Source organism: Amycolatopsis sp. NPDC051102 (assembly GCF_040682815.1).
Lineage (GTDB): Bacteria > Actinomycetota > Actinomycetes > Mycobacteriales > Pseudonocardiaceae > Amycolatopsis.
On sequence record NZ_JBFBBT010000003.1, the window covers coordinates 289,557 to 315,485 of the forward strand.

At 67.2% G+C, this 25,929-nt stretch carries 30 protein-coding genes; 17 read left to right on the top strand and 13 right to left on the bottom strand.

Going from position 1 to position 25,929, the window contains the following annotated elements:
• Window positions 1-87: 87 nt before the first annotated feature.
• The 6 genes from AB0M93_RS11765 to AB0M93_RS11790 form a co-directional block, all read right to left on the bottom strand.
• A complete protein-coding gene (locus AB0M93_RS11765) occupies window positions 88-1,038 on the bottom strand; it encodes a trypsin-like serine protease (RefSeq protein ID WP_364271453.1) in 951 nt (316 codons plus the stop codon).
• 342 nt (window positions 1,039-1,380) lie between these two features.
• Window positions 1,381-2,388, bottom strand: coding sequence for an SAM-dependent methyltransferase (locus AB0M93_RS11770; RefSeq protein WP_364271456.1), 1,008 nt, complete (start codon window positions 2,386-2,388; stop codon window positions 1,381-1,383).
• Window positions 2,389-2,892: 504 nt separating this feature from the next.
• On the bottom strand, window positions 2,893-3,141 hold the full coding sequence (locus AB0M93_RS11775; RefSeq protein WP_364271459.1) for a helix-turn-helix transcriptional regulator: 249 nt from the start codon (window positions 3,139-3,141) through the stop codon (window positions 2,893-2,895).
• Between the two features lie 67 nt (window positions 3,142-3,208).
• Window positions 3,209-3,505, bottom strand: coding sequence for a helix-turn-helix transcriptional regulator (locus AB0M93_RS11780; RefSeq protein WP_364271462.1), 297 nt, complete (start codon window positions 3,503-3,505; stop codon window positions 3,209-3,211).
• Window positions 3,505-3,714 carry a hypothetical protein gene (locus tag AB0M93_RS11785; protein WP_364271465.1) on the bottom strand — a complete coding sequence of 70 codons (210 nt, stop codon included), beginning with the start codon at window positions 3,712-3,714 and terminating at the stop codon, window positions 3,505-3,507. Before AB0M93_RS11785 ends, AB0M93_RS11780 begins: the two co-directional genes overlap by 1 nt.
• Before the next feature lie 813 nt (window positions 3,715-4,527).
• Entirely contained in the window at window positions 4,528-5,022 is a 495-nt protein-coding gene (locus AB0M93_RS11790; RefSeq protein WP_364271468.1) for a hypothetical protein, read from the bottom strand.
• A 674-nt stretch (window positions 5,023-5,696) separates the two neighbouring features.
• Here AB0M93_RS11790 and AB0M93_RS11795 point away from each other — a divergent pair.
• The 5 genes from AB0M93_RS11795 to AB0M93_RS11815 all read left to right on the top strand — a co-directional run bounded on the left by AB0M93_RS11795 (window position 5,697) and on the right by AB0M93_RS11815 (window position 9,361).
• Window positions 5,697-6,677 (top strand): radical SAM protein, encoded by a 981-nt coding sequence (locus AB0M93_RS11795; protein ID WP_364271471.1) that lies wholly within the window; start codon window positions 5,697-5,699, stop codon window positions 6,675-6,677.
• Complete coding sequence (locus AB0M93_RS11800) at window positions 6,658-7,398, top strand: hypothetical protein (RefSeq protein ID WP_364271474.1); 741 nt, start codon at window positions 6,658-6,660, stop codon at window positions 7,396-7,398. Before AB0M93_RS11795 ends, AB0M93_RS11800 begins: the two co-directional genes overlap by 20 nt.
• 68 nt (window positions 7,399-7,466) lie before the next feature.
• Window positions 7,467-8,237, top strand: a complete 771-nt coding sequence (locus AB0M93_RS11805; protein WP_364271477.1) for a hypothetical protein — start codon at window positions 7,467-7,469, stop codon at window positions 8,235-8,237.
• A 7-nt stretch (window positions 8,238-8,244) separates the two neighbouring features.
• The gene (locus tag AB0M93_RS11810) at window positions 8,245-8,853 is read left to right on the top strand and encodes an AAA family ATPase (RefSeq protein ID WP_364271480.1); all 609 of its coding nucleotides are present in this window, start codon (window positions 8,245-8,247) and stop codon (window positions 8,851-8,853) included.
• A gap of 43 nt (window positions 8,854-8,896) precedes the next feature.
• Window positions 8,897-9,361, top strand: coding sequence for an NUDIX domain-containing protein (locus AB0M93_RS11815; protein WP_364271483.1), 465 nt, complete (start codon window positions 8,897-8,899; stop codon window positions 9,359-9,361).
• 102 nt (window positions 9,362-9,463) lie between these two features.
• Here the strand turns inward: AB0M93_RS11815 and AB0M93_RS11820 are convergent, their stop codons facing one another.
• Window positions 9,464-9,793: a hypothetical protein gene (locus AB0M93_RS11820; RefSeq protein ID WP_364271486.1), complete on the bottom strand. Its 330-nt coding sequence runs from the start codon at window positions 9,791-9,793 to the stop codon at window positions 9,464-9,466.
• A complete protein-coding gene (locus AB0M93_RS11825) occupies window positions 9,790-10,977 on the bottom strand; it encodes an MFS transporter (RefSeq protein ID WP_364271489.1) in 1,188 nt (395 codons plus the stop codon). Before AB0M93_RS11825 ends, AB0M93_RS11820 begins: the two co-directional genes overlap by 4 nt.
• A 354-nt stretch (window positions 10,978-11,331) precedes the next feature.
• Here AB0M93_RS11825 and AB0M93_RS11830 point away from each other — a divergent pair, with 354 nt between their 5' ends.
• Window positions 11,332-11,595, top strand: coding sequence for a helix-turn-helix transcriptional regulator (locus AB0M93_RS11830; protein ID WP_364271492.1), 264 nt, complete (start codon window positions 11,332-11,334; stop codon window positions 11,593-11,595).
• Between the two features lie 680 nt (window positions 11,596-12,275).
• Here AB0M93_RS11830 and AB0M93_RS11835 read toward each other — a convergent pair.
• Window positions 12,276-12,566, bottom strand: a complete 291-nt coding sequence (locus AB0M93_RS11835; RefSeq protein ID WP_364271495.1) for a hypothetical protein — start codon at window positions 12,564-12,566, stop codon at window positions 12,276-12,278.
• Window positions 12,567-13,603: 1,037 nt separating this feature from the next.
• Between AB0M93_RS11835 and AB0M93_RS11840 the strand changes: the two genes are divergently transcribed.
• From AB0M93_RS11840 to AB0M93_RS11865, 6 genes are all read left to right on the top strand, one after another.
• Window positions 13,604-13,882: an ANTAR domain-containing protein gene (locus tag AB0M93_RS11840; RefSeq protein WP_364272842.1), complete on the top strand. Its 279-nt coding sequence runs from the start codon at window positions 13,604-13,606 to the stop codon at window positions 13,880-13,882.
• Between the two features lie 488 nt (window positions 13,883-14,370).
• Complete coding sequence (locus tag AB0M93_RS11845; protein WP_364271498.1) at window positions 14,371-14,820, top strand: STAS domain-containing protein; 450 nt, start codon at window positions 14,371-14,373, stop codon at window positions 14,818-14,820.
• A gap of 7 nt (window positions 14,821-14,827) precedes the next feature.
• The gene (locus tag AB0M93_RS11850) at window positions 14,828-15,265 is read left to right on the top strand and encodes an anti-sigma factor antagonist (RefSeq protein WP_364271501.1); all 438 of its coding nucleotides are present in this window, start codon (window positions 14,828-14,830) and stop codon (window positions 15,263-15,265) included.
• 958 nt (window positions 15,266-16,223) lie between these two features.
• On the top strand, window positions 16,224-16,637 hold the full coding sequence (locus AB0M93_RS11855; RefSeq protein ID WP_364271504.1) for an STAS domain-containing protein: 414 nt from the start codon (window positions 16,224-16,226) through the stop codon (window positions 16,635-16,637).
• A gap of 310 nt (window positions 16,638-16,947) precedes the next feature.
• Window positions 16,948-17,337, top strand: a complete 390-nt coding sequence (locus AB0M93_RS11860) for an STAS domain-containing protein (RefSeq protein WP_364271507.1) — start codon at window positions 16,948-16,950, stop codon at window positions 17,335-17,337.
• Complete coding sequence (locus AB0M93_RS11865) at window positions 17,334-17,771, top strand: ATP-binding protein (protein WP_364271510.1); 438 nt, start codon at window positions 17,334-17,336, stop codon at window positions 17,769-17,771. Before AB0M93_RS11860 ends, AB0M93_RS11865 begins: the two co-directional genes overlap by 4 nt.
• Window positions 17,772-17,807: 36 nt before the next feature.
• Here AB0M93_RS11865 and AB0M93_RS11870 read toward each other — a convergent pair whose 3' ends face one another.
• Window positions 17,808-18,629 (bottom strand): SigB/SigF/SigG family RNA polymerase sigma factor, encoded by an 822-nt coding sequence (locus tag AB0M93_RS11870; protein ID WP_364271513.1) that lies wholly within the window; start codon window positions 18,627-18,629, stop codon window positions 17,808-17,810.
• 442 nt (window positions 18,630-19,071) lie between these two features.
• Between AB0M93_RS11870 and AB0M93_RS11875 the strand changes: the two genes are divergently transcribed.
• Window positions 19,072-19,308 carry a hypothetical protein gene (locus tag AB0M93_RS11875; RefSeq protein ID WP_364271517.1) on the top strand — a complete coding sequence of 79 codons (237 nt, stop codon included), beginning with the start codon at window positions 19,072-19,074 and terminating at the stop codon, window positions 19,306-19,308.
• Window positions 19,309-19,535: 227 nt separating this feature from the next.
• Here the strand turns inward: AB0M93_RS11875 and AB0M93_RS11880 are convergent, their stop codons facing one another.
• Window positions 19,536-19,976 (bottom strand): Lsr2 family protein, encoded by a 441-nt coding sequence (locus AB0M93_RS11880; protein ID WP_364271520.1) that lies wholly within the window; start codon window positions 19,974-19,976, stop codon window positions 19,536-19,538.
• Between the two features lie 969 nt (window positions 19,977-20,945).
• Here AB0M93_RS11880 and AB0M93_RS11885 point away from each other — a divergent pair.
• From AB0M93_RS11885 to AB0M93_RS11895, 3 genes are read left to right on the top strand one after another with little or no spacing between them, the layout of a single operon-like run.
• Entirely contained in the window at window positions 20,946-21,650 is a 705-nt protein-coding gene (locus AB0M93_RS11885; RefSeq protein WP_364271523.1) for a hypothetical protein, read from the top strand.
• Window positions 21,651-21,705: 55 nt separating this feature from the next.
• A complete protein-coding gene (locus tag AB0M93_RS11890) occupies window positions 21,706-22,329 on the top strand; it encodes a GNAT family N-acetyltransferase (protein ID WP_364271526.1) in 624 nt (207 codons plus the stop codon).
• Window positions 22,307-23,065, top strand: a complete 759-nt coding sequence (locus AB0M93_RS11895; protein ID WP_364271529.1) for a hypothetical protein — start codon at window positions 22,307-22,309, stop codon at window positions 23,063-23,065. The genes AB0M93_RS11890 and AB0M93_RS11895 overlap by 23 nt, the downstream gene beginning before the upstream one ends.
• Before the next feature lie 259 nt (window positions 23,066-23,324).
• Here AB0M93_RS11895 and AB0M93_RS11900 read toward each other — a convergent pair whose 3' ends face one another.
• Together AB0M93_RS11900 and AB0M93_RS11905 are read right to left on the bottom strand one after the other, a co-directional pair.
• Entirely contained in the window at window positions 23,325-24,257 is a 933-nt protein-coding gene (locus tag AB0M93_RS11900; RefSeq protein ID WP_364271532.1) for an ATP-dependent Clp protease proteolytic subunit, read from the bottom strand.
• A gap of 257 nt (window positions 24,258-24,514) precedes the next feature.
• Window positions 24,515-25,363, bottom strand: a complete 849-nt coding sequence (locus AB0M93_RS11905) for a hypothetical protein (RefSeq protein WP_364271535.1) — start codon at window positions 25,361-25,363, stop codon at window positions 24,515-24,517.
• Window positions 25,364-25,546: 183 nt separating this feature from the next.
• Between AB0M93_RS11905 and AB0M93_RS11910 the strand changes: the two genes are divergently transcribed.
• Window positions 25,547-25,846: an acyl carrier protein gene (locus AB0M93_RS11910; protein WP_364271537.1), complete on the top strand. Its 300-nt coding sequence runs from the start codon at window positions 25,547-25,549 to the stop codon at window positions 25,844-25,846.
• Window positions 25,847-25,929 lie beyond the last annotated feature (83 nt).

The window sequence follows — 25,929 nt, forward strand, 5'->3', positions numbered from 1 at the left end:
CCTGTACTCCGTCGAATCGACGCGGATCGTACGGTGTGGCCGCGACGTCAAGGTGCGTCACGGCCACACCGATCTGGGGCAGTGGTGTCAGCTGACGGTCGGGGCAGCCAGCGCGGAGCGTGTGGTGGCGGTGGGTACGCCGGGAAGCAACCGGTGGATCTGCTCGTTGATCCACAACTGGTAGTTGTTGAGGTTGGTGTAGATGGCGGCGCTGCCGCAGAACTCGGCGATGGTGCGGGACGCGTCCCCCAGCAAGTACCAGTCGCCACCGTGACGCTGAAGCAGCCCGGAGCCGGAGTCACCGTTGCAGACGCCGCCGCCGGTGGGCGGGACACCGGCGCACAGCTCGCCGGCACCAATAGCGCCAGGGCTGCACTTGGCGGTGCGTAGAAGCGGGACGTCGAGCTGGCTGAGCTGAGCCGGTGCCGGACCGGTCCAGGCGGCCGGGTCGGTGGTCAGCCCCCAGCCGATCACCAGCGCGGGTTGCCACGGCCACGCGGGGGCGATGCGGGCGGGCCGGACACCATTGACGTGACCGTTGAATCGGATGAGGGCGAGGTCCCAGATCTTGCCGTCCTTGTCCGGCATGCCCCAGGCCCAGGCTGGTGGTACCGCAATTTTTGCGCCGGTGCGTACGACACCGCCTTGAAGTCGGTTCGTGGAACCGAACCGGGCGTGGTAGATCGCGGGATTTCCCCGGTCGATGGCCGGGTCGCGCAGGTCGGTGCGGAAGCTGGTGAAGATCTTCTTCACGGCCGGGGTCATTCGCGCTCGCACTTCGGGGCTGGGCGCGTTGCTGAGGCAATGACCAGCTGAGACCGCTACCGAGGCCGGTGCGCCGACCTCGTCGTAGCCCTGAGCGAGCAGGGTGACGCCGCAGGAGTGCCAGTTCGGGTCGTCGTGATCGAGCAGCTGCAGAGACCCGGCACCGGCGTAGGCGACCGGTGCCGGGTCGCCGCCGATGATTCGCGGGGAGGCCGTGGCGGCCGGCGGTGGTGCGGTGTCTGCAGCGGTCGCGGCGGAGACCCCGAGCAGCATGGGAAGGAGCGCCAAGGCAGTCGCGAGTGTCGTTCTGAAGCGCACGAGGAGAAAGATCCTTTCACGGTACTACTTACAAGTGCTGTCGCGCAGATGCGACGCGCCGGGTGCGGCGTGGATGCCTGGCCACGCACGAGGACTGGTTTGTGCGTAGCCAGGCACCACGGATTCCCGTGAACCAAGGAGGCCGACTTCTTGACTTCGCAGGTACACGGGAGATGAAAGGCCAACCCCGGGTGGCTGGTCGAGTCCCGCCGATGCCGTCGGATAGGTATTCGTGTGACGGCAGAGGTTCTGGCCCTCTGATCATTCACCTTATCGGGATACGGACGTTCGGGAATTTTAAGTACCTGTCGGCCGCCAGGGAGGTTCCGGTAAGTCGCTGTCTGGTGCGGGTTTCTGGGCGAGGACCGCGGCGGTGAAGCTGCCGCAGACCGGCGGGTCGGTGAGTGGCCCGTCGGGATACCAGGTGAACGCCGGGACGATGCCGGGTGGCAGCTCGAGCGTGCCGTCAATCATCGTCTCGATTTCGTGGCGGGTGGCGAGACTTCCTGTGCCGGGACCGTGAAACTGCAACGCCTCTTCGAATTCACGAGCCTGGGCAGCGAGGTCGGGGTGTTCGGGCAGCAGCAGGTGTGTCATGGCCAGGAACCCGCCGACAGGCAGCCGTGCGAGATGGCCTTGCACAACGTGCGCGACGTCGGCACGGCTGCCGCCATGGAAGGACATCACCCCGCCTAGCAACAACGCCACGTGGTCATAGCAGAACGAGATCAGTCCCGGGTTTTCGCTGCCAGTATTGTAGAGAGCATCCCACATTGCAGTCGGGTCCCAGGGATCGGCGTCGACGACGTAGACGCCGTTGTCGTCGTCGGCGATCGTGCGTAGCTCGGCGAGGGTCAGCGGGTCGCGTTCGACGTAGATCACGCTGGCGCGGGTGGTGTTTTGAGTGCGGCTGCGGTTGTTCGCCTCGCCACGGCGGACGTGGGAGTGCAGGTCATCGTCACCGGCGATGTGGGGCAGCCCGGCGCCGGCGACCACGATGGAGCTGACGGACTGGTGGGCGACAAGGTAGGCGGCGACGCGGTCGAGGAACGCGCGCTCGGAGCGGAACACGAATCCTGCGTCGTGCACACGGGCGGTCATTCGACGGGCGGCGTCACGTTCGTTGATATGGGCGAACTTGACGGACGCGACGGAGCGATTATCGCTGTCTTTGGCTTCGCGGAAGGCATCGAAAAGGTAAGCGAGGTTGATCCGGTCCTGGTCAACTCCACAGGGGCGCCACCACGGCGCACGGTCAGCGGGCTGATGGCTAGTGGTGTGCGGTGTCGTTTTTGTTGATGTCATTGGTGTACTGGTGCCTCGGTGGAAAACTGGATGGTTGGGTGCGCGATACTCAGGCAGCATCGATCCGCGAGGTTCGCGAGGTCGACGGCCCCGAGAGAAAGTCGGTGCTTCGCCAGCTCGCAGCTCGTCTCCGTGCCCAGCGGGCCGCGGGGCGTAGCGCGTCGAGCTGAGTGGCGGCGAAGTCCACGGCGAGTTTCGGGTTTCTCCATCACACGTCCCTACGTGCGAATTTGTCGATGTGTAGCTAGCGGAATTGGTCAGCGACTGTAGGTTTTGCCGTTCTCTCGTTCGATCTCCGCGACGACGCGTAGCCACACCGCCGACGACGACACCCCGAGCCCGTCCGCCAGACGCAGGATCTGCCGTGCGTCCCGCAGGCCCGGTACCCGTTCTCCCAAGCCCCACAGGTGTGACTTAAAGATGCGCGGCCGCCGGGCTATCGTGTCCGCGCACTCGCCCTGCTGCTGACGTTGCTCCCGTAACCAGCGCCCACCGCCATTCCGTTCATTGGTCCTCCCGCCTGCGGAAGTCCCACACCGCGCGGATCACCAGCTCCTCGCGCGACACACCCAACCCATCCGCGATCTTCACCGCGGTCTCCACCTGAGTCAGCGCCTGCCGGCCAGTCTCCAAGGCTCCGAGCGTGCCCGCCGACAACCCGATCCGCCTGGCCGCAACCCTCAGCGGGAGGTACGCGCGTTTGCGGCGCCATCGGATCCAGCCACCGACCATCCGCGTGTCCGGCACCGGCACCGGCTCATCCGGCCCGCCGAGGACCACCCAGTCCGCACACGCCCTCAGCACAGCCGACGACGTCGCCTTACCAGCCACCGTGACCCCTCTCGAACTCCCGCAGCGCCAACACCGCAGGCACCGCGCGGTCCACCCCGAAGGCATCGGCCAACGCCGCCATATGCACCAGCGACCACGATCGGCGATGCTCGTAAGCAATCGCGTAGATCGTGCCCACTGACACCCCGGACCGCCGCGAAAGCTCCAGATGCGACCAACCGTGAATCGCGCACGCCCTGTTCAGCCACGTTCCCAGCCGCAGTTCCGGCAGGACAGGCAGCCACACCGCCAGCGGCCGAGGCCCCGGACCGATCCGCACGTCCATCACCGCACCTCCCCTTCCCCGGCCTCGTCCGCCTTAGCCCCGTCCGGGTCGGTCTTGTATCCTTCTTTCCACTCGAGACGCTTCGTCAGCCGCTCCACACACAGCAGCTGAATCGCGTGGTTGGCCAGCGCCTCCAACATGTGATCCGGATCGGTTTCCGCCACCGACTTGAACATCCGCGCGTCCCAGGCGATGCGGCGTTCAAGCACGTACCGGCCGCTCGGAGGACCGCAACTGGGTCGAATAGGCCGGCGTCGGCGAGCTGGAGGCGGGATAATCGATGGGGTCGCCTTCTCCCGTGTGATCAGTGCTCGCGCCTTCGCCTGGTTTCCGGACCACGCGGCGAGCCCACGGCGAGGGCTGGCTCGCCGGTAACGGTCGTGATCATAAGGATCATCCAAGGCTTCCTGGAGCGGGTAGATGGTGTACGGGGGGTCGGGATCGCGAGTTGGCCAATGCCGCAGTCGGGCCGTGGGTGTGCGCGAGTCGAGATAGTCGTGCAGCGGGCGCGCGCGTGCGGTGCTCCACCAGTAGGTCTCGGATCTCGCGCCGTCGGTCACTGGCATGACGGCTCCGCGGTAGCCGCAGACTCGGTCGCATCGCCTGGCGGCTCGGCACCGGCGTTGCCCTCGCTGCATCGAAGTTTCTCGCAAGTCACAGCGGCTGAGGTGTCGCGGTAGCGAGGGCGGCGGGACCGCGCGGCATTGATGACGTCACGGCGGCACTCCGCTGACGCGCACGCCGGTGCCAGCACACCGGTGACGTCGAACGTAGCGCCATGGACGCGGTGGATCCGCGGATAGTTGCTGGACGGCGACCGCAGAACGGTCGCGCTCGGCCGACTGGCTAAGGCCGTGATCATGACAAGGCCCCTCGCTCGCAGCGGTGATTACGCTCCGAGACGGACGGTTGTGCCGGTCGCTTCCTCGTACTCGGCGTGGCCGTGAGAGCAGCTCCCGTCTTCTTCCGGCTGGCTCTTGGATTCGCATGCCGCTGATCGGCCTGAACCTCGGTGCAGTTCCTCACGTGGGGTTACCGTCCGAACGTCCGCCGCCGTCCTCGTCGTTGGTGGTGTCGTCGTGGTTCGCGCCGAGCGGGTTGACCTCAGCGATGACCGCTGGGGACAACGCCGCCGAAAGTCGGTACAGCCGCCCGGCGGTCTGCGCGCAATCCTCGGCCAATGCCTCGATTTCCATCGCCATCGAATCGGCCCTCGTCGGGTTGCTCGCGACCTGTTCGGCCAGGCGAAGGGTGGTCCGTAACTCATCGGCCACCTCCGCCGCAACCTCTCGAGCGTCACCGGCCGACTGGTCGCGACGCGCGTAGGAGTGGATGAGGACCCGCGCTCCGGTTCCGACCAAGTCGTAGCCGAGCTGCCTGTATGACGTCCAGTCATGCTGGTCACGCTCGGCATAGGCAAGCCGAATCAACGCAGCCGTGTACGCATCGGTGATCAGGCTGAGCAGTTTGATCGGCGGTGCGCCCGGCTGATCCGGCGATCGTTCGGATCCAGTCATCAAAATGGTCCAGAGATTTGGTCAGCTAGTCGACAAAGGGGAAACTCAGGGCTGCGTCCCGAGTGCAAGCGCGAAGGACTCCGCCAGCCATCTCCGGTACAGCGTCACGCAATACTTTCGCCCATTGAAAGGTCGAGCGCCGTATGTTCGGCATGTGGAGACTTTCTATGAAGGTGGTGAACCGAGACACATAGTCAACTCGTCAAGATCGTCCCGAGGTACCGTCCACAACCCGCCCACTGGGCGTCCTTGAAGCAGCACGCGTTATCGGATTTGCCCGTCAGGTGCCAAGACAGCGACCTACGGGTAAGTAGGACGGCTCTTCACGTGGCCATTGTTGAAGCGGTCTTCCTCGACGTGGGGCGAGGTATTGGTCAACGAAACCCGCGAGTACGAAACTTTTTCCGACGGGCCGCCGCCAGTCAGCCCGAGACCCGTTCGGCGCTGTGCCCTCGACGATCGACGTGTCTCCACAACGTCCTCCTCCGAGCGGCCCGCTGGCCTTCACCCGAAGGTAGGAGCTTGAGCGGCCGGACGCGACGTTCGCTTGAAACGGACGGTCCGTGGACGGTCTCTGGGCGGTAGCCCCTCCGCTGACGCTCAAGGTTCGATCGACGAGGGGCTACCAGAGCAAGCGCCTCTGATGCCTTAACTTGGATACAAGAGGAGTCAGCGTGACCGAACTTGGAATGCCCACTGTGATGTCGCGCTCTTCAGCGCCGTCCGGTCCGGTAGTCTTCACGCGGGGGCATCATTTCCAACTGAACGGTAGTACCTCCGTCGATGATCTCGTCGGGAGCCTTCACGCTCCACTCTCGGTCATCCTGCAGGTGACCAAGCGTTGCGACTTCGACTGCGATTTCTGCTCGGAGATCCTGCAGTTGCCCGACCCCACACTCGATCAGCTAGACACCATGCGCACCAACCTGGCCGGCGTCAAGCGAGTGTTCCTGTCTGGCGGAGAACCCCTGATGCGCAGGGACTTCGGCGACGTGGTCGACATGTACTCCGACGACTTCATCCTCGGCATCCCGACGAACGCCACGCGAGCCTTGCAGCACGCCAAGCGGCTCGCCGGCAAGGTCGCCTACGTCAACGTTGGATTGGAAGGACCACGTTCGATTACTCAACGAGTCCGCGGTGACTACGACAAGGTCATGGCGGGAATCCGCGTATTCCAGGAGCACGGGCTCCCCCTCTCGCTCTCGTGCGTCGTGCTGCGTTCGGATCTGCACGGCCTACCGTTCACCTACCAGATCGCCGATACCCTCGACGCAGGCAAGCTCAAGCTCATCATGCCGCTGCGCAAGGGCAATGCCCTCGACCTCGACGAGCACGAGTTCATCAGCAATACCGAGGCTGAAGCGAAGTTCAACGAGCTGGTCGGGCTCGCTTCGACCTTCGCGTGGCGGCCGGCGCTGCGACTGACCGCATGGACGCCGGAGACCGAAGGGCACATGATCTGCATCGAGCCGACCGGCAAGGCCAACGCGTGGCCCGTCTACGATGCACCCGACCTGTTCGAGCCGCTGGGAAACGTGCTGGAGGAACCGGTCAGCGAGATCTGGAACCGCTACCGGTTCAAACGTAACCACGTTTCGAAGTACCTCGGCACCAGCATCCACACCACGCTACGTGGCGGCAGTGATGCGTAGCACCAGCAACATCGCCCGACAGACGACACCGTTCGGTGCCGGGCAACGCCCGTTCGGGAAGGACCGGCCTATTCTCGCGACTCTCGCAATGGGCTGGACCGGCGACGTCCACCTTCCCGCCTGGGCGTGCGCGGTCTACTTGACTACGGTCAGCACCCGCACGCTCAGCTTGGACGGCCGGCACCTCAACTTCGGCTTCGAGGTGCTAAGCAGACAAGAACCGGACTCACAGACCGAGATCGTGCATCGGCTGGACAACATCCTCGTGGCATGCCGTCGGCAGGCCAAGACGCTTGCCGGGCACAACCTCGATCCCGACCTCGCGAGGCTGGCCAGTTTCGCGAGCGACCAACGACGGTTGCCCGGCGTCGACACGGTGCGCCAGCACTGGGCGAACCGATCGGTGAAGGGGCGTGGCACGGCTCGGATGCTGGACACTGCCCACGACCTCGGCCAGGCTCAGGAGACCGATCTGATCGCTACCTGCGATCGTGTCGCGCTGAAGTCCGGGTCGATCGCCGCCCCGGACGGCCGTGCCTCGCCTGCCGACATGGCTCGGCGCGCGCTGACGCGGACGCTGGCGATCGCGTTGATAGCGGCCCGGGCCGCCGGTAGATACGACTGGACCAGCCCGATCGACCTCGACGAGCTGGTCCTGAGTGCGGCCTGGGACCAGTTCGACGAGCTGGCCACCGCGCCTCCGAGCGTCCCAGCCCCCTGACTCGCTCGTGGTGGTGGCCTGGCAGCACAATGGCCGGGCCATCACCTCGACACCGCGAAGGAGCGGACGTGTTTGTCAGCACCAACATCGCGGGTAGGAAGGGCCGGGCACCCCGTCGTCCCGCCGGGACGACGCTGTGGGCATCCATCGACGTCGAGTGGACCAAGAACTACCGCATCAAGAACGGGAACAAGCCGTTCTGCTACTCGGTCGTCTATGTCGCGATCCCCCGCGGCACAACCACTACGAATCTGGTAGATCTCCCGTTTTCCTTCACCAGTGTCTACCTCGAAGACCCTGAAGAGACGGCCGAACTGCTGGCCTCGGCCAACGCCGCGGTCCGTACCGCCTTCGCATCCGCCGACCGCGTGACCGGCCACCAGTTCACCAGTGACCTGGGTGTCCTGACCAACGCCAGCGTCGCCCCGTTACCGGACATCGCCGCAGCCCGTGCACGCTGGCTCGACCGCCGCTCTGGTGCTCTCGACGACCGCCGAGTCATCGACACCCGCTACGACACCGACCATGTCCTGACCTGCACGTCCCGCCGGCTCGTCGACGTCTGCACCGAGCTGAACCTCGACGTCACCCAACCCGAACTGCGCGGCACCTCCATGACCGCCCTGCACCGCGCCTACCTCGAACAGCGCTCCGACGAGGCTCGCGAGCGCGTCAGCGTCCTCAATCTCCGCCATAGCCTCTCCACGGCCCTGGTCGCCCTGCGCGCGACCGGCCACGTCAGCTGGAACGGCACCCTCAACGTCAACCAGATACTCGCCACCGGACTTGACGGGGCGTTCTCCTGGCTCGGCCACCGCACCTTCACCGACCTGCTGTGAGAGGACCATGCCGATTCGCGAATGTCGGGTCGCAGCTGTCGACGGCACCCACGCCTCCGGCAAAACAACCTTGATCCACGCCCTGATGGCCCATTTTCGCCGCCAAGGCGTGAACGTTGCCACGATGGACGAGCCGGCGCGATCCAGCCCGTTCATGGAAGAAATCGTCATTCACGGACGCGGCGCCTTCGACCTGGCCGCGGAAGTCGACGTGTTCGCCGCGCACCTTCAACTCCAGCTGCGCACCGCGCGCAACCACCAGCTGCTCATCGCCGACAAGACGATCATCAACGTGCTCGCCTACGCCAGGATGTTGCTCGACATCGCCCCCGGCAGCCTGGACGCTACGGTCCTCGATGCCATGGAGCACTTCTGCCGGGCATGGGCGCCGACCTACGACGTCGTGTTCTTCACCCATGACCAGTACAGCCAGCCCAGCGACGCCTTCCGCGCCAAGGTCGCCGGCATGCAGGACACCGCGGCCACTACTCTGCGCGCGCTGTACGACCAGCTTGGAGTTCCCGTGATCGACGTTCCGGTAGGACTTGAGACGGAGCAGCGGGTCGCATGGATTGCCCGGCGAGCCGCCGACACTGGCCTCGTCCTCGCGGGATAGCCTGTGGCCTTCAACGCCGCCGAATAGCCCAGGAAGACTCGCCGTGCCTTACACCAGCTTCGTTGACGTCCTGATCATCCTGGAACGTGACGAGCAGGTCCTGCTCGCCCAGCGCGCTGGTACCGGATACGCCGATGGCCAGTGGAATTTGCCTTCGGGCAAGCTCGAAGATGGTGAGGACATGGTCGCTGCCATCATCCGCGAAGCCAAGGAAGAGATCGACGTCGAAGTAGACCGCGATGACCTGGAAATGGTCACGTCCGTTCACTACCTCAACCCTGAAGGGCAGGCCAGGGTCGGGTTCTTCTTCCGTGCTCGACGATGGCGGGGAGAACCGCGCAACGCTGAGCCGCACAAGTGCTCGCAGATCGCATGGTTCCCGAAAGATTCGCTGCCGGACAGCACCGTCCCATACACCCACGCCGGTGTGGAGCTCTACCGTCGTGACGAGCGGTTCGGGCTCCAGGGCTGGCCGTACCCAGCCATGCCGGCTTTGACTGGACGCTGACTGCTGATTCGGCGCAAAAGGGACCCGGGCTCGCGGCGACGAACGTGTGTTTACATTGAGCACGCTCATGCTCCGTTGTGGAATGACGGGGAAGCGGGTGGGTCAGATGTGGATGGGCGGCGTGGCGCTGTAGTCCGCGTGGAAGACGTCGTCGTCGACGACGAGTAGGCGGTCGGCGGCGTGGATGATCCAGTCCTGGAAGTTCAGCGTGAGCTCGGGCTCGGGCTGGCGGGGTTGGCGGATCGTCGCGGTGTCGCCGTGGACGGTGATGGTGGTGCCGGCGTGGAGGACGGCCTGGGCGGCGAGCTGTTCGACCCAGCCGCGGATGATGTCCAGGGTGTCGCGGTCGGTATTGCGGGCCGCTTCGATCATCAGCCCGGCTCTGCGATCGCCGTCTGCTCGGAGGGCCCAGTAGAGGTTGATCACGGTCATCGGGGGACCTCCTTGGAGGTCGGGGTGGTGCGGACGTCGCCGATGGTGGTTCCGGTCATGGCCTGGCCGACAAGTGCGACGACGAGGGCAAACAGCGGCCACGTCCAAGTGCCAGTGGCGGTTTCGAGCAGGCCGATGCCGAGGGCCAGAACGCCGGCGAGGGTGTAGCCGAGGCCTTGGACGACCGAAGACAGGGCGGCGGTGGTGTCGGGGTCGCCGCGGGTGCGGCGTCCCAGGTCGACCAGGGCGAGCCCGAGAGCGCCGAGGCCGACGCCGAGTAGTCCGGTCCAGAGCCACGTGACGCTGGCAGGGCTGATCATCAGGCCGGTGAGTCCGGTGATGCTGGCTCCAGCGAACGAGATGGCGAGCGGGGTGTGGGGGACGCGGCGGGTGAGGTAGGGGACGGCGAGGGAGACCGGGACGCCGAGCACCATGGCGGCGGCGAAGTGGAGCTCGGATTCGGCCGGGGTGAGCCCGGCGGCGTGCAGGATCGCCGCGAGCCGACCCATGAGCACGAAAGTCACCGCCGACAGCAGTCCGAAATGGACCGTCAAGGTGGCGACGGTGCCGCGGGGGAAGAGGGTTCGCGGGCTGACCCGAACAGCTCGCGCCGATCCGGCCAGTGCGGTGAGGTGGCGGCTGCTGCCGATCCAGATGACGAGTGCGACCGCGGCGAGGATCGCCCAGCAGCCGAGCCCGACCTGCCAGGCCAGAGCGGTCGGAGTGAGCAGCGCGCCGAGCGCTGATCCGGCTCCGAGGCAGGCGGTGTAGCAGGCAGCGGAGCTCGGGGTCGCGGTGCGAACGATGACGGGCAGGAGGGCTCCGAGGACCGCGATCGCCAGGCACGCAGCAGTCGTGCCGGCGAGGATCGCGACGTCGCCGGGCAGGGTCCGGGCGACCAGCGAGAGGGTCAAGACGGCGAGCGCGGCGGTGATGACGCCGCGGATGCCGAACCGGGCCCGCAGCCGCCACGCGGCCCAGCCGCCGACCGCGAAGCACCAGGTCGGCAGCGAGACCAGTGTGGCGGCGAGGACGGGAGACAGATCGGCCGCGGTCTCGATGCGGGTGAGCAACGCTCCCATGCTCGTGACCGCGGGCCGGAGGTTGAGCGCGAGGACGGCGACGGTGACGCCGGTGGCGACGGGGCTGAGGATCGCGGCGCGGGGGACGTGGGCGGTGGTCATGAGACACCGCCAGGGCCTCTGGCCAGGATATTTACCAGCCGTGTCCAGGCGGAGCGGGCGCAGGTAGCGCCCTCGTAGGGCCAGGCCCTCCGCGTCGAATTGGCGTCCGACGCGGTGGGGACGGCGCCGATGACGGACCGTAGGTAGAAGTCGGCGTGGGTTGAGCAGTTGGTCACGGCCAGCGGGTAGCGCCACTCGGTGCGCAGGCTGAGGCTCATCCGGTGACCGGATAACGCGATCGAGGCAACAGGCGGTGAAGGTGTCACACATCGGAATGTAGGTTATGTTCGACAATTTGTGCAAGATAGTCGACATTGTGAGGGTGAGTATCTGGCCCGGTAGGCTTCCCGGCCAATGACGCAGCGCACGGACGAGTCGCCCGATCACGAGCTAGAGCAGCACCTCGCCGCGATGGGGCTGCGTCTTCGTGCTGCCCGTCGAAGGGCGGATCTGACTCAAGGAGAGCTCGCTGACCTCAGCGGGGTGGATCGCGGCTACATCTCGCGCGCGGAGCACGGGGCCACCAACGTCACCGTGCTGACGTTGTGGCGTCTAGCTCGCGCGCTGAACATGCACGCCGCTGACCTGCTAGATGATCGGCCGAGTAGCGACGACTAGATTGGCTGGCCTGCAGCCGATTGCGCTCTTCTGCAGGGTCAATAGGGCTCGATCAGCCATCCGCCGCCGCGGTCGTCGGCGTCAACGAGGTCGGGGGGCTGTGGTGGCCCAGCGCCAAGCTTCGCGTAAGGCCGTTATCAGCTTCTCGTCGTCGGCGAAGGTGGGATGGTCTCCCATTGGCAGCCATACTTCGGTGTCCGGCACATCGCCGCGTAGCCGGGTCAGCAGGATTCCGGTGTAAGTGAGTTGGCGCTGCTCGTGTTGCTCGCCGGCGGCGTGGTTGGTGTTCTGGTTGCGAGCTGGGGGAGTCAAGGGGGCGTCGAGGGTAACGCTGCGGCGCTGGGCTCGTAGGATCACCCGGCGTGGCGGTTCAGCCATCGGGGTGCGCTTCCTGTGGGCGGCTGACAGTGGTGTGCTCCTTCCCATTGTGTAGGTCGTCACGCGGACGGAGCTAGTTACGGCCGGGCCGAGGGCTTCTGCGAGACACTGGCGGCGACCTGCGCCGTTGTCCGCTCAACCTTCCGGTTGACTTTCCCGCAGTAGGCCCGGTTGCCCGTTCGTGCCGAGGCGGAATCCGTCGCCCGTCGCACTCGGCCACATCGGTCGGCGCGGTCACGACTGTCCTTGGGCGCACGCCGACGCGGCCACCGAGTCGATTGTTCACGCGAGGCCGTTTGGCGCTAGGGAAGGTCGGCGTTGCGTGCAGCTCGGCGGACCGCGTCGAGGACCAGTTGGATGTGGCCGCCTTTGATCAGCAGCTCGGTGATCCCCATGCTCTTGAGCTGCTCTGCCGAGAGCTGCAGATCGCGGCCAGAGAAAGCGACAATCCCGACACGGGATTGATGTTGATGGAACAGGCGCCGCGCGCAGCGGTTGGCCCTCGAGCTGAGCGTCGAACACCGCGACCGACGGCCGATGCCAAGTGGCCAGCCGAATGGCCGCAGCGCCGTCTCCGGTGTCGGCGACAACATCGATGTCGGGCTCGGCAGCGAGCACGTCGCGCAGCGAGGCCCGCACCAGCGGCGACTGGTCCACGAGCAGGACGGGGACCAGGCTCATCGGGCGGCGGCCTGCCCCGGCTGAGGCACGTGCGCCTCCCGGGATTTCGGCGTCCCAGAACGCTATTGACGGGCCGCAGATCAGGCATGACGCAGTTGCACTACTCGCCGTGACAGCCACCTGGGTGGCGCAGAATTCATCTGTTGGAGGTGATGCGGATGTGGGCGCCGATCTGTCCTCGTGGACCGGTCCGCGGGGCTCGACGTCGGACCCTGCTGTCGCACCCTGCGACCAGAGCCGTTCGACTCTGGTCGTTACCCCATGTCACCGCCATTCTCGGTACACGTCGTCCGGCGACGCGGGTATCCCCCCGACCTGCTGCCAGGCGGCCAGGTCTGCCGGGCAACACTGTGCGCCCGGCAGCCCGTCTCACTGAACGCTGGCTTGATCATCGGGTCGCGCAGCCGCTGTCATAACCCGCCCCGCCGAGTGCGAAAGACAACCCGCCTCGAGCTGCGTGGTCGTCGCTATCCTCCGCAAGGCAAGGTGGCATCGACATCCTGCTTCGCGATGCCTGGAAATGTGCCCCTACTCGACCGGGCCGGCCGTCGATGTGGCCATCCACGCACCACCGTCGAAAGGCTCTCCACCCGACGGGCGTGATGCACCACGCTGCGCCGAGCAACGTTGCTGCACTCGGGGCAGCGCGGCGGGTGCAGATGGCTGACTGCTTAACCACCCGCGACGCCGCGTTTACCCCCACCTAAGGCTGTTACACCCTTACGGCGACGTGTATCGCTTGCTCATCGCTTCGTTGCGAAGCCGCCCCTGAGGCAACCACCTGGACGCTCGTGCACGTCTCTGGCTCCGGCAGCTACGCCGCGGGCAGCGATGGCGGCCGAGCGCGTCGCCTTCGCGCTTGCGGTCCCCGGCGTTGAAGCTAGTCGCGCGAGTGGTGTGAAATTTGGCCGTGACGTCATGGAGGGAACCGGGCGATCCGGCCGTCGAGGTGGAGCAGTTGAAGGAAGCGCTGGCGACGCAGCCGGTGATCGAGCAGGCAAAGGGAATGATCATGTTGGTGCGGGCCTGCACCTCTGACGATGCGTTCATCGCGTTGCGGGAGATATCCCAGCACGCCAACGTGAAGGTGCACGACGTGGCCGCAGTCATCGTCGCGGCCGGCAGCCACGCCGAGCAGCCCGGCGAGTTAGCCGGTCTCGACCAGCAGGCGATCGCGGTGGTGCTGGAGGAGGCTCGGCGGCGAGGCTTGAACACGACGTTCGGCTGAACAGCAGTCTTTTTCACGTCGAAAGCGTGGTTCCCCACGTCGCGGTGCGTATGGATCAGTCAGTCACCATTCGGTGGCGGAAGTCGACACGATCGGTTGTCTCCGCTTCGAGGCGGAGTTTCCGGTGGGATATGAGCGGGTGCGCAGTGCATGTGCTGCCGCGGCGAAGCCGGCGGGGTCGCCTCGTCCTGCCGATTTCGTCCGGTTCATAGCGTGAACAAGTCTGTGGGGGAGCTGCAGCGTTTGGTTGTCGGTTGTACCGTCCATGGGGCTGCGGTTCAGCCCTGGAACCGTCGCGCCCGTAACTCGCCTGCCCCGCGGAGGCGCGCGGGGGCTGGACTCGTGCACCGGCGGTTCGGCCTCACGGTTGGTCCAAGGAGGCCCTGACCTTGTCCTCAGAGTTCGTCCCCCGGCCGCGGCGCCGATGGGTGTACTCACCGGCGGCGTCGTTCGGGGTGACCAGGACGGCCGAGGCGAGCGTGGTCACTGTGCTCGGCGAACTGGACTTTACGGTCACTGGCGACCTGGTTGCTCTGCTCGGGCGGGAGGTTGGTCTTCGGCCGCGTGCGCTGGTGGTGGACGCGTCAGCGGTCAGGTTCTGCGCCGCACGCGGGGTGACGGTCCTGGTTGAGGCTGTCGCTGATGCTGAGATCGCCGGGGTACCGTTCGCGGTCGTCGGCCGGCAGCAGACGTTGCTGCGGCCAATCACCGTCCTCGGCTTGGAGCAGGTCTTGCCGCTTCACCACAGCGCGGCCGAAGCCGTGGCATGGCTCGGGCTGCTGCCCCAGCTGATAGACCTCCACGCCGGCTTATCCCCGCTGCCCGGACACCCAGTCACCCCGCACCGCTCCTGCAGCCGACGCGACCCCGACGGGTCGGTCCTCATCGGGCGGAGCCGAACGGGCTACGGCCAGGCCGATGGGCGGAAACGGGCATGATGTGTCGGTGACTTTCCGCGAGTCGGAGGCCGGCGGCTTTCCCGCGGCGTCCTCGTCCGCCGTGTCGGTGTCGCTGCGGCACGTCGAGGCTGCGCTGGTGCTCAGCGTCGGCGGTGAGGTCGACCTGGTCACTGCGCCCGAACTGAACGACGCGGTCACCGCTGCGCTGGCCGAGGCACCTGCTGTGCTGATCGTCGATTTGACCGCGGTGACCTTCTTCTCTTCGGCCGGTTTGGCTGTCCTGTTCGACCTGCAGAGCAGAGCCGGGTCCGCGACCGCGGTCCGCGTGGTGGCGACCTCGGTTGCCGCCCGGCCGATGGCCATCACCGGCGCCGACCGGCTCATGCCGGTGTTCGCCACGCTCGCCGACGCTCTCCTGCCTGAGCACCCCGCCAAGTCGCCGCCCGAGCTCGGCGACGCGAGTCCCTCCGGGAGCGGCCAGTGATGTCGGCGTCCGACGGGACTTGACGAGGGAGGCCAGGTATCGCCGGATCCGGCTCCCCCTGCGGCGGTCGCGGACCTGGCCTGCGTAGGGGGCGCACGACGCCCCGTTGCTGAATCAGCGTCGCCGCCAGCTCACCGCGTGGGTCGGGTCGCAGGTCTGCTCGCGGGACGAATCCAGAATCGGGCGCTCGCGGTCTACGAGGCGCTGGCCAACGTCGTCGAGCCGCGCCGATCCCGGCGAGCCCGGCACCCTCGACCTGCACGCCCGCCGGAACGGCGGCCGGGTCATCGTCACGGTCACCCACCGAGGTCACTGGCACCCTGCCCCGTGCCGAGGCTGCTACACGGGCGCGGGTTGCCGCTGATCCACACCTGGCCGACGAGAGCGCCTTCACCACCGCCCCGGCCGGCACGGTCGTCGAAATGAGCTGGACCTGCGTCCCGGATATGTGACCACGCTACGGGTTCTCGACGAATGTGCGCCGGGACGGTTGAGTGCCCCGGTTGCGTGGGTAGGTCCTCAGTACTCGGGTGGGGACTCGGGGACAGGCGGCGGCCTGCCGGGATGACCACGCCGCACCGTCGGGGCGGTGCCGGACAACAAGGGTCATTTCGGCAGGCCGCCGCGTCCTATCCGTCGCGTGTTCCCTCGGATCAGCCTTCGACGCAGCCGCCGAGCCGGCGGAGCAGAGTTTCACCCGCGGCATGTGATGCGATAACCGATTGAGTGAGCGACCGGCTGGGCAGTATGTGGCTGGCCCGGCCAGTGCCCTGCGCAACGTCCGGGCCGTGGCGCTTCACCGCCCTTGCCGACTCGGGACGGGACGTGGGCGGTGCGACGCCGCGGTTGAGACCAGCAGCCGCCACCGAACCCTGTTCGGCCTGCCCCCCTGGCAGCCCGGCACCACGGGGAGGCGCGGCGCGCCGGGCCTTCCCGCGTCGACGAGGAGGCCCCTGACATGCCCGCCACCGCCGCACCCCGCAGCCACCGTGACATCGACGTCGGCACTCTCGCACGCACCCGCCTCACGGTGACCACCACGGCCGACGCGGCCACCGTCGCGGTCGCCGGCGATCTGGACCTGTCGAGCACGGCGCGGCTGCAGGAACGGCTGGACGAGGAACAGGCGTTGCGGCCCGCCGCGCTGATCATCGACCTGAGCAGGGTCGGGTTCTGTTCTTCGGGCGGCCTGTCAGTCCTGGTAAACGCGGTCACCAACGCCCACGCACGGGGAATCGCCTGCGCGGTCATCGCCCGCCAGCGCGCCGTGGTCCGCCCCATCAAACTGCTCCTGCTCGACCGCATCCTGCCGATTCACGCCGACCGCGCCGACGCCGACGAGTGGCTGTCGCTGGTAGCGCGGTTGCGCTGAGCCCCAGCAACTCCGCTCGGCAACCTCCGACGCTGCTGCCGCAGCCCGGCCTTGAAAGCCGCGGGCTCGACCTGATCCGAGCACCCGAATCGCCCGCACGAGATGCGCAGCGGAGACCGGCCGTCAGCACCAGGTGACAGCATCCGTGCGCCCGAGGCTCATGATCGCGAGCGTGCACGACAAGCGGTCGAAGTTATGGTTTGACTCGGCTCAAGATCGGGTAAGAGCGAACGGCCTCTGTGGCAGCTGTGCTGCGTCGTGCGCGCGGAGAAGGGACTGAGCTGATGGTCGGCAGAGCGGATACGGGCCGGTGACCGACGACGTCGCCGACCCGGCCCAGATCGAGGGCGCCCTACAGCTGTCCGTGCGCGAACAAGCGCCCTCGGCGGCACTGGTGCTGGCCGCGGCAGGTGAAGTCGATCTGCTCACCGCCGAGCAGCTGACCGACGCGGTCACCGCCGCTCTCACCAGGCAGCCGCCGGTGCTCGTGATCGATTTGACCGCGGTGACCTTCCTCGACTCCTCCGGCCTGTCGGTGCTGGCGCGAGCGCACGCCGACGGCGGCCGGGACACCATCGTGCGGGTCGTCGTGGTCGAGGAGAGCCTGGCGCACCGTGCGATCACCTTGACCGGGATGCATCGGCTCCTGCCGGTGTACACGAGCACGGTGGACGCGCTCGCTGCAGACCGACGGCGATGACCTCCGCCGTGGACTCACCTGCTGACGACACCGTCCTTGCCCCGGATCTGCAGCACGAGGACGTGCCAGCCGAGGCGGCCCAGCTGGGGCAGCTGCGGGACCAGCTCGCCGCATGGGCTGCCGGCATCGGCTTGCCGCCCCGGCGAGTCCAGGACCTGCTGCTGGCGGTGTACGAGGCGATGGCCAACGTCGTCGTCCACGCCTACCCCGACCGCGACGGCACCTTCACCCTGCACGCCTGCCGGACCCGCGGCTCCGTCACTATCACCATCCGCGACCACGGCCAGTGGCAACCGGTTCCCCGCTCCGGACTGCTGGGCGGGCGCGGATTGCCGTTGATCCATACCTTGGCCGATCAGGCACTGGTCGAGACGAGCGTCGCCGGCACCACCGTCACGATGACCTGGACCTACGACGACCAGCAACCTCCGTGACATCACGGGAATCGCAGCGTTCATGGCCGGGTCGGATCATTCGGCGACCAAGTGCGCCCGGAGTTGTTCGAGTGTTCTGGCCAGCAGCCGGGAAACGTGCATTTGCGACACCCCGATCCGCCGCGCGATCTCCCGTTGGGGGAGTTCGTCGACGAACCGCATCGTGATGATGGCGCGTTCGCGAGCGGGCAACGTGGCCATCGCGGCCTGCAAAGCGTCATGGTTGTCGAACCGGGTGAACCCGGATTCTTCGACCGCGAACTGATCGGCGACGGTGACCGTGTCCTCGGCGCCGCGGACCGGTGCATCGATCGAGTGCGGGCGGTAAGCCTCCGCCGCCAACAGCCCTTCGCGCACGAAGTCGACGCTCATCCCCAGATGCGCCGCTAGCTCGCTGGGTGTGGGCGCCCGCCCGAGGTCGTGAGCAAGCGTGTCGATCGCCGTGCTGAGCTTCTGCTGAAGATCCTTCAAGGAGCGGGGGACACGCATTGACCAGCCGGTGTCGCGGAAGTGCCGGCGAACCTCGCCCATGATGGTCGGCACGGCGAAGGACAGAAAGTCGGCGCCGCGGTCGGGGTCGTAGCGGTCGACGGCGCGGATCAGGCCGGTCCGCGCGACCTGCAGCAGGTCGTCGAACGGTTCGCCCCGGCCGCTGAAGCGCCGAGCGATGTGTTCGGCCACTGGGAGATGCTCGGTGATCAACCGAGCCCGCAGCACGCCGCGCCGGGCGTCCTCCTCGTCGAGCCCGCTCCGTTCGAGGAACAGCGGAACGCAGTGCGCGTACTCGTCGAAGCGGCGCTGGGACGGCAGGGTGGGTGTCTCAGCGGACGGGTTTCGTTCGGGCGCTTGGACAACCATGCGCACCTGGTACCCAATCACTGGCGAAACCACACGATCGGCTCACCCGGCCTGCGCATAGGCTGTCCACCCCGGCGGTCGGTGGGGTAACGCCACGATTGCACCAGAGTGGTGTCAGTCGTAGATGCCTTCGACAATCCAGCTGGACTCGGTGCCCACGGCGGTCTTCAAGAGCAAGGTGACCTCACTGTCGTCGACAGTATCGAGTTCCAAGATCACCTGGATCCGGGCGAGATGCCGGGACCGGCCGCGGCTTCGGAAGCGCATGCCCGGCAAACCCACGGACCGGCCCAGCCAACGACCCGCAGTGGCAGGACCCTCGGTGCGATTCTGCAACAACCTTGCGGACCGGATTACTACCCTCGAAGGTCGCCCAAATGCGTGTCACCAGATCGCGGCGGGCCGTTTTGCTCGGCACCGCCGCTCACGCATCCTCAACATCGTGACGCTTGACTTCCGCGACCTCAAAGGCACGCTCGCTGACCTCGACCGGACGCTGCTGACCGAACTTCGCCAAGCCGGCTACAACGAGGACACCTCCGAGCAGCTGACCGCACTTGACCACGCCGATCGCCTCATCGTGCAGATCAAAGAGCTTCTCGACGACCACCGCGAGGACCTTACTACACCCGGCCCACCCAGCCCGAACGTCGCCGTCTCTCGTCACTACGGCAGCTAACCGCCAACTGGCTGATCCCCTGGCCGCGTGGAACAGGGCCACGTACGAGCGACACCTGCGCCTGGCAAGTCGTCTCGGCTGTCCAGGACGGATACAAGGGTCCAGGTCGGTGCCCGGCTGCCCGGCAGGTTCGGGGGGCCGATGCCCTGCCAGGCTCCGGGCATCGGCGCGCCACCCGATTCGGTACCCCGCCAGCGCGAGACCTCACCGCGGCTCCGTGCACCGTCTTAGACTGCCGCCCTCTTCCGCCCTGCCCTCTTCCGCGCCGGCTTCTCGGCCGGTTGCGACTCGACCTCCGCAGGTGCCGTACGAGCGGTCTCGTACGCCTCGATCACCTTGCTCGACAACCGACCACGGTCGGCGACTTCGTACCCGTTCGCCGCGGCCCACTCGCGGACCTGCTGGTTGTACTCACGAGAGTTGCCCTGCCCCGTTCCTGACGACCTGGTGGCCTCGCCAGTGGACTGGCCGAGCGCGACCTTCACCCGCCGGCCGCCGACGCGCCGCGCAGCCTGGACGAAACGCTCGAACTCGCCGCGCAGCGCCTCGGCATTCTCGGCCGACAGGTCGATCTCGTACGCCACCCCATCCAGACCGAACGCGACAGTCTCCGCCGCCTCGCCGCCGTCCAGATCGTCGAGCACCTCGACACGCACCTTCTGCGCCATCACCGAACCCCTTCACCGATTCCACGATCAACCCGCGCCCCGTCCACCGGGGCCGGGCCTGCGCAGACGTTACGCTCGGACCGACTGAGCGGTCTGTCCAGCACGCCACAAATGGCCGCCGAACGAGCTGCGCCGAACGCCGACGCGGTGCCTTCACGGTGGATTCCTCTGCACCCGTGGCTCGTGGCGACGGTTCGTCCGCGTGGACAGACTCGGCTTCCGGACCGCCGACGCGCCTTCGCTCACCGATGGCGGGTGACGCCGGATGCTTGGCAGCTTCCGGACCAGCACGCCGCCGCGACTCGATCACCCAGAGCGTCACCCGTCTCGGTGATCTCCAGCGCCGGACGTCATTGTCGACGCCCGACGCCCTCTTGTTGGTGCTGAGGTGATCGGTCCGGCACGCCCCCCGACCGTCCCGATCATCGCCAGTTCTGGCTCGGCGGCACACCGCCCCGCGATGTGCCGCCGAGCCCTATGCCTCACCGTCACGGCTGGGTGATCGCCGCCGGCCCCTTATCCAGACTCGCATGCCCGTCCGTCGACGTCGGAATTTGCCGCGGTCCCACCGACCCGGTGCCAACGCAATCAGACCTCCGCCCGAGACGGCGCCGACAAGCCGCTGAGCAGTGGTACGCCATGTTCACGCCGGCGGAAATGTACTTCATCCCTCCGTAGGTCCTCTTTCGGTTCAACCTGAGCAGCCGGAGGGGCAGGGTCGCCAACGGCGTGAGGTCCTCGGCCGGGCAATCGACGAGGGGCAGCGTTTCGAGGTGCCGCATCGTCCCAGATCGCCACCGCAGTCGAGCAGCGCTTCCCCGATTCGAGGGTGAGGTTCACCGGCTCGGCTTGACAGACGTCCCCTGCGTCTCGCAGTATCCGAACAGGTGTTCGATGACTGTTCGGGTTCGCTCGCGGCTTCCCCACGCGGGTGTCTCCGGTGCGTGTTCGTGGTGCTGGAGGTGCGTGGTGGCAGTACCGGAAGCAGTGGCCGGGCTCGCGGCGATCCCTGGCGTCCGCACAGCCGCGCAGCTCGGCGAGCCGACCGCGGACACGTCGACATCCGCTGGTTCGTTGCCGGTGGCATCGGCCCTCGCCGGGCTGCTTCCGGGGGGCTTGCGGCGCGGCAGCGCTGTGTCGGTCGGCGGCTCGACCGCCCTGGTCTTGGCCTTGCTGGCGGAAGCCACGTGCGAAGGATCGTGGGCGGCGATCACCGGCATGCCCGAGGTCGGCGTGGTGGCGGCAGCCGAGCTGGGCGTCGACCTCGACCGGCTCGCCCTCGTGCCCAACCCTGGGGCGGAGCTGGTCGCCGTCGTGTCGGCATTGATCGACGGTTTCGACCTAGTCGTCCTTGGTCCGGCTGTCGTCCGCGGGGTACAGCCGCAGTTGGCGCGTCGGCTCGCCGGCCGGCTCCGCAACCGGGGCGCGGTGCTGGTGGCTGCCGGTCCCTGGCCAGGCGCTGACCTCGAACTGCGTGTGTCGAAACGCCGGTGGCGCGGTCTGACGGACGACGGCTTCGGTCATCTGGAGTCCTGTGACGTCGTGGCGACCAGCCGCGGCCGCGGCGCCGCGGTTCGCCCGCGTAGCGTCGAGCTGCGACTTCCCGGCCCCGGTGGTGCAGTCGCTGCCGTCGAGGCATCCGCCGGCCGGGCGCTGGCCGAGGTCGCCGGATGATCCGCAGGTCTCAGCGGCCGTACTCGAACCGGTCGGGACTCCCGCGGGGTGCTCGATGATCGACGAGGCCGACGGCGCCGTTCGGTCCGGTGCGCGCGGCGAGTTCGGCGGGCTGATCCCGGTCCGCCCGGCGACCAGCACGCTTGTCGTCTGCCTACGTGGCCACCGGCTCGATCTGGACCTCTACGACAAGCTCAAGCCCTACAGCCACCGCTACCGGCTGCACGGCACGCTCTGCGAGGTCTGCCGCGCGCAGGAAGGCTGCGACCCGGCTGCCCGGCGCCTCGCCGAGTGGGCCCACCTCGACGTCACGATCCAGCACACGCCCGGCACGAAACCGGGTGACGGGCTCATCCTGGTCGCCCGTCCGCCGACCGCGGGAACGCTGGCCGGTCGGATCGAACTCCATCTCGACGGCACCGAGGTCGGCGCGGTGACCGCCGGCCTGTGCGCGAGCTGCCGGACGGCCACCCTCGACTACGTCCACGTTGCCGCCGACTACCGGCGCCTCGGCTTCGGCCGCACGCTGGTCGCGGCCGCCGTGGCTCGTGCTCCGTCCTACCAGTGGACGGCACCGCTGCCGGACGGCCCGGTGGCGCAGTCGTTCCGTGCCCGGATCGCCATGCGCCGCCCTGGTCAGCGCTGCGTCCACGCCGGTGCGGTCGATCTCACGCGGTGAGGGCCAGGGGAACAAGTGGGAAGCGGTCGTCGAGGAGTGCCCGCAGGAGGTCGGGCAGCTGCGCAGGCAGAAGCTTGTCGCGGCAGGTCGAGACCGCGGCGGCTGGCCACCAGCGGCGCTCGAGGTGGTGGACTCGGTGCTGCGGGCTAACGCGGACCGGCTGGCCACTCTGGAAGGTCGGGCGGCCGTCCTGCGCGAGACGGCTCGTCAGGCGGTGCTGTGCAACTTCGAGGAAATGATCACCGCCAAGGGCTGGACCTTCTACTTTGCGCTGGCGAGCACGATCGACTACGTCCGCGATCCCGAGGCTCGTGCCAGGATCGCCGCGGCGCTGGAGGAATACGAGGCGACCCGGATACGAGGCGTGGTCGACTTCTACCGGAAACTGGCCGACATTCTCGGGTTGCGCCTGCGTGCCGGCTATCGGTTCAAACACCTGGCGCTGGCCAGCGGGGCATTGCTGCAGGCACTGCTGCTGCGCTTGACCGTGGCCAGGAACAGTCCCCACGACCCGTTCGTGTCTGCCGTCGACTGCATCTGGACCGCCCACCGGCTGATCACCGAGCCGCTGCCGGGTCCGGGACTCGACACCCCGGTCGCCGACTGGTCGTTCGCTGCGAGCACCTACTTCGCCCTGTTCGAGGCCGTCCTCGAACAGGACCCCCGACGCCACACCATCCGGGCTGCCGGCAAAGAAGCTGTCACCGGCCGCGAACGAGCAGACAGGGCCTGGTGAGGGCTGACCAGCAGCGGTCCGTGGGCGGCGAGCTTGGTGAACAGGGCCTCAGCTTCGGTTCGCTGTTGGGCAGTGGCCCGTCGTGCAGCCACTTGCCGTCCGGCTCAAGACCGATGTGCGGGCGGGTGCGCCGATAAGAGCTCCTATGTCAGATACCGACCAGGGCTCACTTTGAAACGGATGTTCCCGGTGCGCAATCGATCGGCGTAGGTATCCAGAATGAATCCACATCGAGTAATAGCGCGCGAGCGACGCACGCTCAGGCGTCGTTGCTCAAGATGAGGGATGCGCGAGCTCCTTCATAGACTGACAAGGTGGCCAGGGGGCCGAGGGCGAAATAGTGGCTCCAGATTTCCCAGATCTCGAGCCAGTGTGGGCTTTGCATGGGGAGCCGTGTGATCGGGAGGCCGGCGGCTTCGGCTTCATGGGCGCCGATGACGGCGTGGTGCGAGCGCGGCGACTCGATGAAGGGCTGTGCGATCGTCTTGCACAGGGCGTCGATGTCGGCTGGAGTCCGGTCGGAGTGGCTGGAGATGGCTTGGCGGGCCAGGTCACCGGTGCGGGCGAGGGCTGATCGGGCGAATTGTAATGTGGTGGCGTCGATGCCCGCGAGCATGGCGGCCTGGATGGCGAAGGTGTCCGGTTGGGCGTTGACGGCTGCGATGGCGCCGTCAACTGCGACGATGAGGTCTTTGGCGGAGACGAAGCCTCGGTCGGCCACGAATATCTGCGGGTCGATGGGGCCCAGGTCAGAGGTGGCGGCCATGACGATCTCGTGTGCGGCGAGGGCGAGAACGGTGCCGGCGCTTTTGGCGGTGTCGGGAACCAGGAGGACGAATCGCGCGCTGGCTTCCTGTGCCATGCGGGCCATTCGGACGGCGACTTCGCCGTCGCCGCCCGGGGTGTGCAGCAGCAGGTGAAGGTCCTTGGTGGGATCGAGTTCCATCAACGTCTCGGCGAAATGCGTGATGGTGTCGGGCACGATCTGGTCGATAACCACAACGAGGTTGCAGTCGTGGTTGTTCTGGTAGGCCTTGATCAGGTGCTGGCGCCGAAAGCGGGGTTCGTGGCGGGCACGGTAGAGGGGCGTGACGTGCCCGGTGGTGACCCCGCTCGGTGGGTGGAGATGGGCCTGGTTGGTGGGAGGGGCCGCGTCGGTGCCGGCGTTAGCAGTCTCTTGCCCAGATTCCATGCTTCGATCGCCATTCGACGTCGCCGGGCCCAGTCTGCGGCGGCCGGCGAGATGGTTAGGGGAATGGGGAGCACAGTGTCGTCGGACGACATGGGCGGGTCTCCTGTCGAGGTAAGCGATCTTCCCTACCCGACAGTAATGCTCCCCGAAAAGTGCTGATTGCTGCAAACGAGTGAAGACGCGCGTTCGAGGTGACAGTTTGGTGAAGGTGGGCCGCCCTTGGGGTGGGTGGCCCACCGAACGTCATCGTGAGGTGATCAGCTCGCGAGGGGCACGGCTTGATGACGGATCATCTGTCGCGTCAGTGGTCGCTCCGGGCCGTGGTGGACCCTGGTCATGATCGATGCCTGAGAGGTCTGCTGCCGCGTCGGACCGGCGAACACCATTGTGCGCCGGATTCGGTCAGCGTGAACGGTGCCGACGCCGCCGCAGGCTCGCAATTGGCGGAACAGCCGCATGCCAGTGAGGATGGTGTCCTCCCAGTCCTGCGCGGTAGCCCAGGCGACCTCGAACGGTGCTGCGCTCGAGCGGATGTAGTCGAGGAGGGGAGCTTCGACGTAGGTGTGCCCGCGCAGGAACCCGCGGTCGCTGGCGTAGCCGAACACCAATGCTGCGATGCCCTCCTCCACGACTACGGCGCGGCCGCCGTCTTCGTTCTCGTCGAGCGTGGGGTTGCTGCGGCGCTTGCGGTTCAGCAGTGCCCTGGTGACCGGTGACCAGCCCAACAGTGTGGCGTAGGAGAGGTGGAAGACGTCGTGCAGGCGGTAGAAGTCCTCGTTGCCGGCGGCGTCGGTCAGCGGGTCGCCCAGCTTGCGTCCGTCGGCGAGGACGATCGTCACGGCCCGGCCGTCGCGCGGCCGCGTGGCGGCGGTGAACTGGTAGGAGACCCGCTGAGGTAGTTCTTCGGCAATCGGATGCGGGCTCAGCAGCGGGTGGGCGCCGGGCTGAGCGACAGGCACAAGGCCGTCCGATGCCGGACCTCCCCTCTGGCGTGTTGTTGACGCACGCTGCTCGGGCGCGTGGTGCCTGATCAGGCGCGCCGCCGTGAACGGCAGGGTGCCGCCGGGGCGCACGTACGGGAGATCGTGGGAGGGCGCGTGATACATCGGTTCTCCAAACTGGGTGGAGTCTGGACTTGCGTGTGGACGAGACGGTGGATCCGGGCCCGCGAGCCACCGCTGTCCCTGTTGATGGCTGAGCCTACAGCAGTCTGTCTGGTTTTCCGCAGGGGGTTGCCGTAGGATGACACAAGCACCTGTTGGATTACCTCACACGAAAGGGTGGTGCAGGTGGATCCCGCCCTCGGACGGCGCGCCGAAGTCGAGCAGTACATCCTCGAGCTGATCGCCGAGGAGAAAGACTGTGACGTCGAGCAGTTGCGCGAAGAACTCACAGCTCAGGGGGCAGATATGCCCTACGACTCCGTGCTGCTGGTCGAGCTGATGGTGCGGGTGGAGGCGCGCTTCGGGGTCAAGCTCCCGACGGACCTGCCCACGGCCCGGGATATGCGATCCATCCGCAGCTTCGCCGAGCGAGTCTGCGACCAGCTGACCGACGCCGCGCTGACGGAACCCGAGGCGGCGAGATGACGTGGAGCACTGGCCGCGCCCCCCGCTTCGCCGGGCACAGCGCGGCTCGTGATACATCCCGCGCGGGGAGAGCGAACTATTTG

Coding starts and splice junctions, on each gene's coding strand:
- AB0M93_RS11900 (WP_364271532.1), bottom strand. CDS start 24,257: ATGGAATCTGGGCAAGAGACTGCTAACGCCGGCACCGACGCGGCCCCT.
- AB0M93_RS11870 (WP_364271513.1), bottom strand. CDS start 18,629: ATGGTTGTCCAAGCGCCCGAACGAAACCCGTCCGCTGAGACACCCACC.
- AB0M93_RS11770 (WP_364271456.1), bottom strand. CDS start 2,388: ATGACATCAACAAAAACGACACCGCACACCACTAGCCATCAGCCCGCT.
- AB0M93_RS11825 (WP_364271489.1), bottom strand. CDS start 10,977: ATGACCACCGCCCACGTCCCCCGCGCCGCGATCCTCAGCCCCGTCGCC.
- AB0M93_RS11780 (WP_364271462.1), bottom strand. CDS start 3,505: ATGGACGTGCGGATCGGTCCGGGGCCTCGGCCGCTGGCGGTGTGGCTG.
- AB0M93_RS11855 (WP_364271504.1), top strand. CDS start 16,224: ATGCCCGCCACCGCCGCACCCCGCAGCCACCGTGACATCGACGTCGGC.
- AB0M93_RS11790 (WP_364271468.1), bottom strand. CDS start 5,022: ATGACTGGATCCGAACGATCGCCGGATCAGCCGGGCGCACCGCCGATC.
- AB0M93_RS11835 (WP_364271495.1), bottom strand. CDS start 12,566: ATGTTGTCGCCGACACCGGAGACGGCGCTGCGGCCATTCGGCTGGCCA.
- AB0M93_RS11865 (WP_364271510.1), top strand. CDS start 17,334: ATGACCTCCGCCGTGGACTCACCTGCTGACGACACCGTCCTTGCCCCG.
- AB0M93_RS11890 (WP_364271526.1), top strand. CDS start 21,706: ATGATCGACGAGGCCGACGGCGCCGTTCGGTCCGGTGCGCGCGGCGAG.
- AB0M93_RS11905 (WP_364271535.1), bottom strand. CDS start 25,363: ATGTATCACGCGCCCTCCCACGATCTCCCGTACGTGCGCCCCGGCGGC.
- AB0M93_RS11880 (WP_364271520.1), bottom strand. CDS start 19,976: ATGGCGCAGAAGGTGCGTGTCGAGGTGCTCGACGATCTGGACGGCGGC.
- AB0M93_RS11830 (WP_364271492.1), top strand. CDS start 11,332: ATGACGCAGCGCACGGACGAGTCGCCCGATCACGAGCTAGAGCAGCAC.
- AB0M93_RS11810 (WP_364271480.1), top strand. CDS start 8,245: ATGCCGATTCGCGAATGTCGGGTCGCAGCTGTCGACGGCACCCACGCC.
- AB0M93_RS11820 (WP_364271486.1), bottom strand. CDS start 9,793: ATGACCGTGATCAACCTCTACTGGGCCCTCCGAGCAGACGGCGATCGC.
- AB0M93_RS11765 (WP_364271453.1), bottom strand. CDS start 1,038: ATGCTGCTCGGGGTCTCCGCCGCGACCGCTGCAGACACCGCACCACCG.